We start from the raw sequence: 12,028 nt of genomic DNA on the forward strand, positions 1-12,028 counted from the left end.
CCTCCGGCCGACCAGGACGGTCCCGGGACTTACCGTCCAGGACGGTCCCGGGACTTACCGTCCAGGACGGTCCCGGGACTTACCCGTCCTGGACGGTTCCGGGAGTACCGTCCTGGACGGTGCCGGGAGTACCGTCCTGGACGGTGCCGGGAGTACCGTCCTGGACGGTGCCGGGACGGATGCGTCGCGAGAGACATCCGTGTGAGGCTGGGACCATGACCGAATTCAGTGAGGCCGAGCGCGCGTATCTGAGGTCCCAGAGGCTGGGGCGGATGGCGACCGTCGATCCCAAGGGACAGCCGCAGGCCAACCCGGTCGGCTTCTTCCCGCAGGACGACGGCACCATCCTGGTCGGGGGCCTGGCGCTGGGGACCACCAAGAAGTGGCGCAATCTCCAGGCGAATCCGCGGGTGGCACTGGTCGTCGACGACATCGTCAGCACCGATCCGTGGCGGGTGCGCGGCGTGGACATCCGGGGTGAGGCGGAGCTGCTGACCGGACCGCACGACCTCGGTCCGCACTTCAGCGAGGAGCTGATCCGCATCCACCCCCGGTGGATCCACAGCTGGGGGCTCGACTGACCCGCACGGCCGCCGCGTGACCGGTCACGCGGAGCCCGGATCCGGCTCCGCGCCCGTGGCCGTGCCCGTGCCCGCGTATACGGCGAGACCGGCGCGGTCCGCGTCGGCACCGTGCGGACGATCCAGACTCTCCGGACCGTCCGGACCTTCGAGACGCAGATGCCGGGTCGCGTAGGACCGCCAGGGCCGCCACGGCTCGGCGGCGCGTTCCCCCTCGGGCCCCGCGTCCGGCGCGACATCCGGGTCGCCGAGCGCCCGCATCCGGATCAGCGCCGCCGTACGCCGGGTCACCCCGGGCACGGCCAGCAGGGCCCGCTCGGCCTCGTCGCGGTCCGCTCCGGGGTCGAGCCGTACGGTGCCGTCGGCGAGCGCGGTGGCGAGCGGGCCCGCCACCGGGTCGGCACGCAGGGCCGCCGGCTCAGGGAACAGCCGGTCGACCCGGCCGTGGGGGTGGTCCACCGGCTCGCCGTATCTCTCGACGAGCCGCACGGCCTCCGCGTGGCCCACGAGCGCGCGCAGCGCGTACTCCTCCGGTTCGGCCGCGCCGGGTGAGCGCAGCCCGGGGCGGGCCGCGACGAGCGGGGCGAGCCGCGGGTCGGCGCCGAGCCGCTCGTCCACGGCGTACGGATCGGCGTCGAGGTCGAAGAGCCGGCGCAACCGCTGTACGGCGGTGGTGAGGTCGCGCAGCTCGGTGAGGTGGATCCGCGCCTCCAGCCAGCCGCTCCGGACGCGTGCGTCCCCCGTGCCGTCCGCGGCACGTCGGTCGCGACGGTCGCGTGCGTCGCCGGCCGGCCGGGCCTCGTCCACGGAGACGAAACCGGGACCGTGCGGCAGCCGCAGCGTACGGCGGTAGGTGCGGGTGCCGGGTTCGCCCGTCACCTCCTCCGTGTGCGGGAGCGCTTCGTCGGCGAGGAGGTCGAAGACCTCGCGCGCCGCGTAGGGACCCCGGTGGGCGAGCCGCAAAGGGATGCCGGTGAGAGGCGGCAGGTCGGTGCGCGACGCCCCGTCCGGCGGGAGCATCGCGGCCGTGGTCGAGGCGCGGGTCCCCGCCCCGGTCCCCGCCCGGGTCCCCGATTCGGCGCGCAGCGCGCTGGGCGTGCGGGCGTAGATCTGCCGGATCGTGTCGTTGAACTGGCGCACGCTCGCGAAGCCGGCCGCGAACGCGATCTCCGTGACCGGCAGCCCGGTCGTCTGGAGCAGCACCCGTGCCGTGTGCGCCCGCTGGGCGCGGGCGAGGGCGACGGGTCCCGCGCCCAGTTCGGCGGTGAGCTGGCGCTGCACCTGCCGGGCGCTGTAACCGAGGCGCCCGGCCAGCCCCGGCACACCCTCCCGGTCCACGATCCCGTCGCCGATCATCCGCATCGCGCGGCCGACGACATCGGCGCGTACGTTCCACTCCGCCGACCCGGGCACGGCGTCCGGCCTGCACCGCCGGCAGGCGCGGAAGCCATGGCCCTGGGCGGCGGCCGCGGTCGGGTAGAACCGCACGTTCTTCCGCTTCGGGGTCACGGCGGGGCAGCTCGGCCGGCAGTAGATCCCGGTCGTCTCGACGGCGAAGAAGAACGCGCCGTCGAAACGCGCGTCACGGCTGGCGACCGCCTCGTATCTCGTCTCCTCGTCCATCACGGTTCCAGTGTGCGACGGCCCGGCCCGCCGGACTGGCGGATTTCGGACGCCGCGGTCCACGTGTACGGCGCGTCCGGCGGTCCGGGGCGTACGCGCCCCCGGCCGCCGGGCGCGCGTACCCCCGTACGCCCGGCCCGTGGCTACCGGATCCGTCCGCGCTTGGCCTCCATGGCCGCGCGGCCCTCCGCGCCCTTGCGCTTCCAGTCCCGCCGGATCTCACCGCGCAGCCGGGCGTCGGTCTTCGCGACGATGCGCTGGTTCTCGCGCAGCAGCTTGCGGTAGCTCTCCAGCCGCCGCACGGACAGCGAGCCGTCCTCCACCGCGGCGAGCACGGCGCATCCCGGCTCCGCCAGATGCGCGCAGTCGTGGAACCGGCACTCCCCGGCGAGCCCCTCGATCTCCGAGAAGACCTGCCCGACGCCGGTCTCGGCGTCCCACAGCCCGACCCCGCGCAGCCCCGGCGTGTCGATGAGCACGCCGCCCCCGGGGATGGTGAGGAGATTCCGGGTCGTGGTGGTGTGCCGCCCCTTCCCGTCCGCGTCGCGGGTGGCCTGGACCTCCATCACCTCGTCCCCGAGCAGGGCGTTGGCGAGGGTCGACTTCCCCGCCCCGGAGATACCGAGGAGGACGCTGGTGCCGCCCGACAGCACGGCGGAGAGCACATCGATGCCCTCCCCCGTGGCCGAGCTGACGGACAGCACCTGCACTCCGGGCGCGGTGTTCCGTACGTCCTCGGCCAGATGGCCGAGGACGGCGGGGTCGGCCACGAGGTCGGCCTTGGTGAGCACGATGACCGGAAGGGCGCCGCTCTCCCAGCCGAGGGCGAGAAAGCGCTCGATCCGCCCGAGGTCGAGTTCGACGGCGAGGGAGACGGCGATGACCGCGTGATCGACATTGGCCGCGAGAACCTGTCCCTCGGACCGGGTGGAGGCCGTGGACCGTACGAACGCGGTGCGCCGCGGCAGATACTCCCGTACGAACCGGGGATCGCCGGCCGGGTCCACGGCGGCCCAGTCGCCGGTGCAGATCACCCGCAGGGGATCACGCGGCGTCACGAACTCGGTGTCGGCGCGCACCAGTCCTGACGGGGTGACGACATCACACTGGCCGCGGTCGACCCGCACCACGCGGCCGGGCACCAGACCGCGTTCCGCGTACGGGGCGAACGCGGCTTCCCAGCCCTCGTCCCAGCCGTACGGAACGAGCGGGTGTGACGTGGGGAAAGCCAGCAGAGAGGAGAAAGACAAGGGGAACCCTTCACAAGGGTGGCCCCGGCACGCGCGTGGGCGCGAGAGAGAAACAGAGGAAGGTCAGCCGGAGACCACGGGGGTGGGATTGATGAACTTCTGTTCCTGGGCAGCGCCCAGCGTGGTGACAGTCATCAATGTCCTCACCTCCGGATTCCTCGTTCCGTTCCGTTCCGATCCGGACTGATCCGCATCGGCCGGAACCGCGACAGCCGACAACCGACGGCGTCGGTCGGCCGTACGGCGCTCACCCTAGCCGTACCGGACGAGATGACGCGAGGTATTTATCCGGTCCCGTCCGCCGGTACGGCCGGGGCCGCCACCTCGGCGGACGCCGCCGCGTGGCACGCGCCGCGGCCGTCGGCGCGGGCGACGATACGGCCCGCCTCGACCCGTACGGCGGCCTCGGTCGCGTCGCTGACGGCGGGCAGGCCGGCCGCCGCCGCGAAGGCGCCCGACTCGTCGAACACCACTTGCAGCCGGGGCCAGGCCGGCGGCGGGAACGCCTGGCGCAGACAGTTGCAGAGGTCGGCGACGGTCAGCCGCGCCAGTGGCGCCAGTTCGGCGGGGTCGCCGGTGACGAGGACGGCGGTGATACGGGCGCCGGGCGGTGCGGCCCGTACCGCCTCTTCCACGGCCTCGATCCGGTGCAGACCGAGGATCGCCACCACGCCGTCGTCCGTGAGCCGCGCGGGCCCGCCGCGTACCGCGTCCCGCACCCGCGGCGGGTCCCACGGCTCGTCGGTCGGCCATGCCTGGGTGATCACATGCGGGGGCGGCCACCAGTCATGGAGCACGAGACCGGCCAACTGCTCGACGGCGCTGACGACATTGAAGGGCTCCACGAATCCGGGCGCCACGGCCGCGAGCCGGCTCGCGCCGTGCAGGAGGGTGAGCGCGGCCTCCGCGACCCGCACCTGGCTGCCGGACCCGTCGTACCCCTCGGGCGGCCGGAGGCGCTCCAGGGCCAGCCCGAGCAGGATCGCGTCCAGTTTCATCAACTGCGCGAAGGGCCGCCGGATCCGCCCCTCGGCGAGGACTTCCGGCATCACATGCATCCCGAGCCGGGCCGGGCCGTGTTCCTCGTCGGTGTCGGCGAGCGGCAGCCGTGCGACCCACGCGCGGGCGAGCGCGCCGAGCGCGTCACGGGTGGTCTCGGAGACGGCTTCGGGCGCGCTCTCACGTACGGACTCGGACAGGGAATCGGATCCTGACAGGGAATCGGCCAGAGATACGGATACGGACGCGCGCAGAGACACGGAAACGGACTCCTGCTCGGCGAGTCCGGCCAGGACGGCGAAGTAAAGGGCCCTTTTCCCGGGGAAGTTGGAGTAGACCGCCCCGCGCGTCAGTCCGGCGCGTCCGGCGATATCGTCGACCTTGGCGTCCCTGAATCCGCGCTCCGCGAACTCGTCCCTGGCGGCGGCGAGTATCTTGGCGCGGTTGTGCTCCTGCAGCTCCGCTCTGCTGAGCCGGCCCATCGCCCTCACTCGTCCCCGCTTTGCTGTTCAGTGCCGCTTCAAGATACCGTGACCGTTCAGATGGTGATGTCATATGGTCCAACCATGCGACTGCCGCACAACCGTTGAGGAGACGCTTCCCAGTGGCACACATCGGTGACGGCGGCGAACTGCTGAGGTGCACTTTCTGCGGGAAGAACCAGAAGCAGGTCAGAAAGCTCATCGCGGGTCCGAGTCCGGTCTGCATCTGCGACGAATGCGTCGGGCTCTGCAACGAGTTGATCGCGGAGGAGCTCGACGGCGAGCACGGGGACGGGCACTGGGAGCTGCCGAAGCCGCGCGAGATCCACGCCTTCCTCGACCAGTATGTCGTCGGCCAGACGAACGCCAAGATGGCCCTCTCGGTGGCGGTCTACAACCACTACAAGCGCGTCCGGACGGACGAGCGCGCGGAGGCCGCGCACGGCGGCGAGCCGGTCGAACTCGGCAAGTCCAACATCCTGTTGATCGGCCCGACCGGCTGCGGCAAGACGTATCTGGTCCAGACGCTCGCCCGGATGCTCGACGTGCCGTTCGCGATCGCCGACGCCACCGCGCTCACCGAGGCCGGGTATGTGGGTGAGGACGTCGAGAACATCCTGCTGAAGCTGATCCAGGCGGCCGACTACGACGTCAGGAAGGCCGAGACCGGGATCATCTACATCGACGAGATCGACAAGGTGGCCCGCAGGAGCGAGAACCCGTCGATCACCCGCGATGTCTCCGGCGAGGGCGTCCAGCAGGCCCTGCTGAAGATCCTGGAGGGCACCGTCGCCTCCGTACCGCCGCAGGGCGGCCGGAAACATCCGCAGCAGGAGTTCATCCAGATCGACACGGCCAACGTGCTGTTCATCGTCGGCGGCGCCTTCGCCGGTCTGGAGCGCATCGTCGAACAGCGGGCCGACCGCGGGGGCATCGGCTTCGGCGCGACGATCGCCGGCAAGGAGGAGCGGGAGCGGCGGGACGTCTACGCCGAGGTGATGCCCGAGGATCTGCTGAAGTTCGGGCTGATCCCGGAGATCGTCGGCCGCCTTCCGATGGTGACGACCGTCCAGCCGCTGGACCGGGCGGCGTTGACACGGATCCTCACCGAGCCGCGCAACGCGCTGATCAGGCAGTACCAGAAGCTCTTCGAAATCGACGGCGTGGAGCTGGAGTTCACCGAGGACGCCATCGGCGCGATCGCCGAACAGGCGCTGCTGCGCCGCACCGGCGCCCGCGCGGCCCGCGCGATCCTCGAAGAGGTGCTGCTCAATGTGATGTACGAGGTGCCGAGCCGGGACGATGTGGCGCGGGTCGTGGTCGACCGCGACACCGTGCTCGACAACGTCAACCCCACGCTCGTACCGCGCGAGAAGCCCGCCCGCGCCCGGGAACGCCGCGACCGCTCCGCGTAGCGCCCGGCGGCTGACCTGGGTGGGTGACCGGGGTGGGTGACCGGGGGGGGCGGCCGGGTGGGTGACCGGCCTGGTTCGGTGACGCGTTCGAGGGCGAAGCGGCGGACGAGGGCGGCGACGAGCAGCGGCCCGGCGCACGGCCGGACGCGCGCGGGGCGGCGGCCCACGGCCACCGCCCCGCGTGTCATACCGGCCCGCCCGGCCGGCCCTGTCGGGTTCGGGCTCCGCTTCCGGCTCGGGCTCCCGTTCCGTCGAGTCCCGTCAGGTCTCAGATCTCCCTCATGTCCAGCCAGACCGCCGTGTCCGGCGGCAGCAGCGTGATGTCCCGCTCGGCGCCGGCCGTCAGCTCGCCGCTCGCCAGCAGCGGCTTCGCCCCGGCGGGCAGGGCCAACGGAAGGGGCGCGTCGGAGAGGTTGACCCGGCAGACCAGGCCCGCGCCCTTCCTGAAGGCCAGTTCGCCCGGCGCCGACGGCAGCCACACGAAGCTCTCGTCGCCGAGGAAGCCCCGGCGCAGGGACAGCGCCGTACGGTACAGCTCCAGGAAGGAGTCCGGCCTGCCGGACTGGGCCTCCACCGACCATGTGCCCCAGTCGTCGGGCTGCGGCAGCCAGCTGCCGCCGGGGCCGAAGCCGTACGAGGACCCGGCCGTGGTCCACGGCAGCGGCACGCGGCAGCCGTCGCGGCCCTTCACCCGGTGTCCCGTGCGCTCCCACATCGGGTCGCGCAGCGCGTCCGCCGGCAGATCGGTGACCTCGGGCAGGCCCAGTTCCTCGCCCTGGTAGAGGTATGTCGTACCGGGCAGCGCGAGGGTCAGCAGCGCGGCGGCCCGCGCCCGCCGGCCGCTCAGGGCGTCGTCGGGCTCCGGGTCCCGGCCGTCTGTCCGCAGCCAGGCACGGAGGTCGATGCCCTCCGGCAGCCCGTACCGGGTGCGGTGGCGCACCACATCGTGGTTGGAGAGCACCCAGGTCGGCAGGGCCCCGGCCGAGGCCGCGCCGGTGAGTGAGGTGTCGATGACCTCGCGGAAGGAGCCGGCGTCCCATGGGCAGCGCAGATGGAAGAAGTTGAACGCCTGGTGCAGTTCGTCGGGCCGGGTGTAGAGCGGCAGCCGGGCGGCGCTCACCCCCGCCTCGGCGACCATGATCCGGGGCGGGGCGTACGAGTCGGTGATCTTCCGCCAGACGCGGTAGATGTCATGGACCTCGTCGCGGTCCCAGAAGGGGTGGTTCTCGCCGCTGGGCGGGGAGTTGAGGGGCGCGGTGTCACCGCCGCGGGTGTCGCGCAGCGGCGCGGTGAGGTCCTTCCGCAGCCCGTGCGCCACATCGATGCGGAAGCCGTCGACCCCGAGGTCCAGCCAGAAGCGCAGGACGCTCTCGAACTCCGCCGTGACGTCGGGGTTCTCCCAGTTCAGATCGGGCTGCTCGGCCGCGAAGATATGCATGTACCACTGGCCGTCGGGGACCCGCGTCCAGGCCGGGCCGCCGAACTTCGACTGCCAGTCCGCGGGCGGCTCGGCGCCGTCGGGGCCGCGTCCCTCCCGGAAGACGAAGCGGTCGCGGGCGGCCGAGCCGGGCTCGGACGCCAGTGCCTCGGCGAACCAGGGGTGCTGGTCGGAGCAGTGGTTCGGCACGATGTCGACGATCGTACGGAGCCCCAGCTCGCGGGCCCGGCCGAGCAGTGCGCGGAAGTCGTCGAGGGTGCCGTGCCGGGGGTCGACGTCCCGGTAGTCGGCTACGTCATAGCCTCCGTCGGCCAGCGGGGAGCGGTAGAACGGCGTGAGCCAGACGGCGTCCGCGCCGAGTTCCGCGACATGGCCGAGCCGGTCGGTGATCCCGCGGAGGTCGCCCATCCCGTCGCCGTCGGCGTCGGCGAAGCTGGGGACGTAGATCTGGTAGACGACGGACTCCCGCCACCAGTCGCGCCCGTGGTCTCTTCCGCCGTGGCCGCCGGTGCCGTGGCCGCCGAAGCCGTAGCCGGAGCTGTGGCCGCTTCCGTCGCCATCGCCATCGCCGTTGCCGTCGCCGTCCGGGAACGCGTGCTGAGTCACTGATACCTCTCGTGCTGGGCTGAGGGGGCGCTGAAACTGTAGTGGTGCGGTGCGATCATCCCTTCACCGCACCGGACGCTCAGCCCGTCCCCTCGTACGCCCGACGGCCCTCGGCGTAGGCCGCTCCACCGTGCGCGAGGCGCTGTGCGCCACGGCCGTCGCCGTGGCGCACAGCGCCGTACTGACCGATCCGTTCACCGCGTTCCCGCCCGCGCGGCGACGGTGAAGCGGACCGCGAGCGGGTCAGCGGCCCAGTTCGCGCATCAGCTCGGCCTTGTTCATGGACGAGCGGCCGTGCACATTGCGGCGCTGCGCCTCGGCGTACAGCTGGTCGTACGTCGGTCCCGCGGCCCCGCTGTGCGAGCGCTGCCCGCCGCGCTTGGAGGACGCCATGTCCTGGATCGACGTCTTGCTCGCCGTACGGGACTCCCCGGCACGGGCCCGTTCCTTGTTCACGGTGCGCGCGGCGATCTCCTCCGACCGCATCGCGCTCTCGCCGCGCTCTCGCGCGCTGTCCTTGATGTGTTCGTACTGGCGCTCACGTTTGGGGCTGGAGCCTCGTGGCATGTGGATCACTCCTCATGGTCCGTTTTATGGCGGATAGTGCGGATGATGCTCTTGAGGTCACCCTCCTACCCCCCTTCGGGACCGGCAACTTGATGGCGACGGCACGCGCGCGGCCGTACGGGTCCCCTCACCGGTCGCGCCGCGGACGAGGCGTTCCGTCCGGCGCTGCGCGGCGCCCCGCGGCACCGCCCGCCTTCCCGCCGGTCCGACCAGTCGGTACGTTCCAGGGCAACCGGATCGGCAAGCGGGCCACCCGGCCCGCCCGGGGCGACGGAGGGCCCGATGACACCACAGGCACCACACATACAGGGACACTGCGACGAACGGTTCGCCGCCGTGCGCGCCGCGTTCGAGCGGAACTTCCAGGAGCGCGACGAACTCGGCGCGGGCGTCACCGTGCTGGCCGGCGGCGAGACGGTCGTCGACCTGTGGGCGGGATGGGCCGACGGCGCACGGACCCGGCCGTGGGAGCGCGAGACCCTGGTCAACGTGTGGTCGACGACCAAGGGGCCGACGGCCCTGTGCGCGCATCTGCTGATCGACCGCGGACTGCTCGATCCGGACGCGCCGGTCGCCGCGTACTGGCCCGAGTTCGCCGCGGCCGGCAAGGAATCCGTGCTCGTACGGCATCTGCTCGCGCACCGCGCGGGGCTGGCGGGACTGCGTCGGCCGCACTCCGTCGAGCAGCTCTACGACTGGGAGCTGACCACGTCCCGGCTCGCCGCGACGGAGCCCTGGTGGGAGCCGGGCACCCGGTCCGGCTATCACCCGATCACCTACGGCTTCCTGGTCGGCGAGGTCGTCCGACGCGTCACGGGCCTGCTGCCGGGTGAGTTCCTGCACCGGGAGGTGACCGGGCCGCTCGGTATCGACTTCACCATCGGGCTGCCGGAGAAGGAGGCCGCCCGCGCCGCCGAGCTGGTGCATCCGCGCGTGCCCCTCACCCCCGAACAGACCGCCGCCTTCGGCCGGATGGAGCCCGTCGCGCTCGCGGCCCTGGGCAACCCCGCGACCGGCGCGGCCGAGGCCAACACGGCCACGTGGCGCGCCGCCGAGCTGCCCGCCGCCAATGGGCACGGCACGGCCCGCGCGGTCGCGGCGCTGTACGGGATCGTGGCCGGGCGCGGGCGCCTCGGCGAGCACCGCGTGCTCTCCCCGGAGACCGTGGAGCTGGTCCGCGAGGGCCAGGGCGCCTGCCGGGACCTGGTGCTCGGCGCGGGCTTCGCCCATGACACGGAGATCGGCCTCGGACTCTGGCTGAGCGGAGCCAACGGCTCGTACGGCCCCAATCCCAGGGCGGTCGGCCACGACGGCTTCGGCGGTTCCTGCGGCCTCGCGGATCCGGAGGCGGGCATCAGCATGGGTTACGTGATGAACCGGATGGGGTCGCACATCGCCGATGATCCACGCAAGATGGCCCTGATCGACGCGCTGTACAGCGCGCTGTAGCCCGCGTCGCCGCCGCGCCGCCAGCCCGCGTCACGCCGCGTCGCCGCCGTGCCGGGGCGCGGCGGCCCGCCGTGACCGTCCTCGGCTCATCCGCAGCACACGTCACACGGGTACGCAAGGGCGCCCCGCCGGTCGAATCAGCGCTCCATCTCGGGCCGTTGCGCACCCGTTCGACACCCGTACCAATGAAATTCAGCCATGATCAACACGAGGGCAATTCGGCGGTACGTCACATAAACGGGCGACGGACGCGCATAGATATGAGCGATCATCCTCCTCCCGCCGGGAACACGAAACCGCTGCGTCATACATCCAGCACCCTCGGTGAAGCATGTGTGTTTGTGACGGCTCTCCGCGTGGCCGAATGACGTCAGGACACAAATCCCCTGCCTGGCACGGGCTTTGACGGGCGTTTGCCGGCGCTTTGCCATCCGCACAGGCTTTGCAGCAGCTCACACGCCCGCCGTCGGCCGGGCCCGCGGGCCCGGCCGACAGGCCGGTCCGCCGCGGGACTTCGGGGAGCGCGGGGACCGCGACGGCCCGCTCTCGCAGTCGGTCCAGAAGTCGGCCTTGCTTCGAGGGCGGGCGGAGTCAACGATTCGGACCGTGCGGTTGACAGGTCCACGGCCAAAACCGAATGGCCATGGACGATCGCATCCCCAACGGCCTGCTCACCCAACGGGCCACGCGGTTCCCCCACCAATGGAGGATTTTGTGACCTTCAAGCGCTTCTCCCCCCTCGGCTCGGTTTCCAGACGAGCCCAGCTCATCGCCGCCGCCTCCGGTCTGGTGACCGCCGTCGCGATCGCCGTCCCGGCGGCCGTCGCCGCGCCCGCCCCGGCCCCCCAGCCGACCGCGGCGCAGTTCGCCACCGCCAGCGCCGCCATCGCCGAAGCGGACGTCGCCGGTACGGCCTGGTACACGGACAAGGCCACCGGCAAGATCGTCCTCACCGTCGACAGCACGGTCTCGAACGCGGAGATAGCCACGATCAAGGACTCCGTGGGCGACGCCGCGGGCGTCACGGTCAAGCACACCCCCGGCAAGATCAACAAGCTCATCGCCGGCGGCGAGGCCATCACCACCAGCGGCAGCCGCTGTTCGCTCGGCTTCAACGTCCGCAGCGGCTCGACGTACTACGCCGTGACCGCCGGACACTGCACCAACATCGGCGCCTCCTGGAACATCGGCACCAGGGCCGGTACGAGCTTCCCGACCAACGACTACGGCCTCATCCGCCACTCCAACGCGGCCGCGGCCGACGGCCGGGTGTACCTGTACAACGGCTCGTACCAGGACATCACCTCCGCCGCGAACCCCTCCGTCGGCCAGAGCGTCCGGCGCAGCGGCTCGACCACCGGTGTCCACAGCGGCACGGTCACCGGCCTCAACGCGACCGTCAACTACGGTAGCGGCCAGATCGTCTACGGCATGATCCAGACCAACGTCTGCGCCGAGCCCGGCGACAGCGGCGGCGCGCTCTTCGCCGGCAGCACGGCGCTGGGCCTGACCTCGGGCGGCAGCGGCAACTGCTCCTCCGGCGGCACCACGTTCTTCCAGCCGGTCGTCGAGGCCCTCAACGCCTACGGCGTCAGCGTCTTCTAAGCGACACCCTCCC

10 protein-coding genes are annotated in these 12,028 nt (G+C 72.0%); 5 read left to right on the forward strand and 5 right to left on the reverse strand.

What is annotated here, in order from left to right; all coding sequences use genetic code 11:
* Positions 1 to 215: 215 nt before the first annotated feature.
* Complete coding sequence (locus tag ACIOGX_RS16460) at positions 216 to 581, forward strand: PPOX class F420-dependent oxidoreductase (protein WP_383963136.1); 366 nt, start codon at positions 216 to 218, stop codon at positions 579 to 581.
* Between the two features lie 24 nt (positions 582 to 605).
* Here ACIOGX_RS16460 and ACIOGX_RS16465 read toward each other — a convergent pair whose 3' ends face one another.
* The 3 genes from ACIOGX_RS16465 to ACIOGX_RS16475 form a co-directional block, all read right to left on the reverse strand.
* Complete coding sequence (locus tag ACIOGX_RS16465) at positions 606 to 2,204, reverse strand: Ada metal-binding domain-containing protein (protein ID WP_401913805.1); 1,599 nt, start codon at positions 2,202 to 2,204, stop codon at positions 606 to 608.
* A gap of 143 nt (positions 2,205 to 2,347) precedes the next feature.
* Positions 2,348 to 3,454, reverse strand: coding sequence for a ribosome small subunit-dependent GTPase A (gene rsgA, locus ACIOGX_RS16470; RefSeq protein WP_356510385.1), 1,107 nt, complete (start codon positions 3,452 to 3,454; stop codon positions 2,348 to 2,350).
* 284 nt (positions 3,455 to 3,738) lie between these two features.
* Entirely contained in the window at positions 3,739 to 4,935 is a 1,197-nt protein-coding gene (locus tag ACIOGX_RS16475; RefSeq protein WP_401913808.1) for a helix-turn-helix domain-containing protein, read from the reverse strand.
* Positions 4,936 to 5,057: 122 nt separating this feature from the next.
* On the opposite strand from ACIOGX_RS16475, the gene clpX reads away from it, so the two are divergent.
* Positions 5,058 to 6,350, forward strand: a complete 1,293-nt coding sequence (clpX, locus tag ACIOGX_RS16480; protein WP_401766282.1) for an ATP-dependent Clp protease ATP-binding subunit ClpX — start codon at positions 5,058 to 5,060, stop codon at positions 6,348 to 6,350.
* A 268-nt stretch (positions 6,351 to 6,618) separates the two neighbouring features.
* On the opposite strand, the gene ACIOGX_RS16485 is transcribed toward clpX, so the two are convergent.
* Positions 6,619 to 8,235, reverse strand: a complete 1,617-nt coding sequence (locus ACIOGX_RS16485) for a glycoside hydrolase family 13 protein (RefSeq protein WP_401914227.1) — start codon at positions 8,233 to 8,235, stop codon at positions 6,619 to 6,621.
* A gap of 208 nt (positions 8,236 to 8,443) precedes the next feature.
* Between ACIOGX_RS16485 and ACIOGX_RS16490 the strand changes: the two genes are divergently transcribed.
* Positions 8,444 to 8,620, forward strand: coding sequence for a hypothetical protein (locus tag ACIOGX_RS16490; RefSeq protein ID WP_401913811.1), 177 nt, complete (start codon positions 8,444 to 8,446; stop codon positions 8,618 to 8,620).
* 17 nt (positions 8,621 to 8,637) lie between these two features.
* Here the strand turns inward: ACIOGX_RS16490 and ACIOGX_RS16495 are convergent, their stop codons facing one another.
* A complete protein-coding gene (locus ACIOGX_RS16495) occupies positions 8,638 to 8,961 on the reverse strand; it encodes a plasmid stabilization protein (protein ID WP_129768904.1) in 324 nt (107 codons plus the stop codon).
* A gap of 282 nt (positions 8,962 to 9,243) precedes the next feature.
* On the opposite strand from ACIOGX_RS16495, the gene ACIOGX_RS16500 reads away from it, so the two are divergent.
* Positions 9,244 to 10,410 carry a serine hydrolase domain-containing protein gene (locus tag ACIOGX_RS16500; RefSeq protein ID WP_401913815.1) on the forward strand — a complete coding sequence of 389 codons (1,167 nt, stop codon included), beginning with the start codon at positions 9,244 to 9,246 and terminating at the stop codon, positions 10,408 to 10,410.
* Positions 10,411 to 11,124: 714 nt separating this feature from the next.
* Positions 11,125 to 12,015 carry a S1 family peptidase gene (locus tag ACIOGX_RS16505; RefSeq protein WP_356510395.1) on the forward strand — a complete coding sequence of 297 codons (891 nt, stop codon included), beginning with the start codon at positions 11,125 to 11,127 and terminating at the stop codon, positions 12,013 to 12,015.
* Positions 12,016 to 12,028: the final 13 nt, after the last annotated feature.

The sequence above is a fragment of the Streptomyces sp. NPDC088147 genome (assembly GCF_044741565.1).
In the GTDB taxonomy this organism is placed as follows: domain Bacteria; phylum Actinomycetota; class Actinomycetes; order Streptomycetales; family Streptomycetaceae; genus Streptomyces.

Coding starts and splice junctions, on each gene's coding strand:
- ACIOGX_RS16460 (WP_383963136.1), top strand. CDS start 216: ATGACCGAATTCAGTGAGGCCGAGCGCGCGTATCTGAGGTCCCAGAGG.
- ACIOGX_RS16500 (WP_401913815.1), top strand. CDS start 9,244: ATGACACCACAGGCACCACACATACAGGGACACTGCGACGAACGGTTC.
- ACIOGX_RS16475 (WP_401913808.1), bottom strand. CDS start 4,935: ATGGGCCGGCTCAGCAGAGCGGAGCTGCAGGAGCACAACCGCGCCAAG.
- ACIOGX_RS16495 (WP_129768904.1), bottom strand. CDS start 8,961: ATGCCACGAGGCTCCAGCCCCAAACGTGAGCGCCAGTACGAACACATC.
- ACIOGX_RS16465 (WP_401913805.1), bottom strand. CDS start 2,204: ATGGACGAGGAGACGAGATACGAGGCGGTCGCCAGCCGTGACGCGCGT.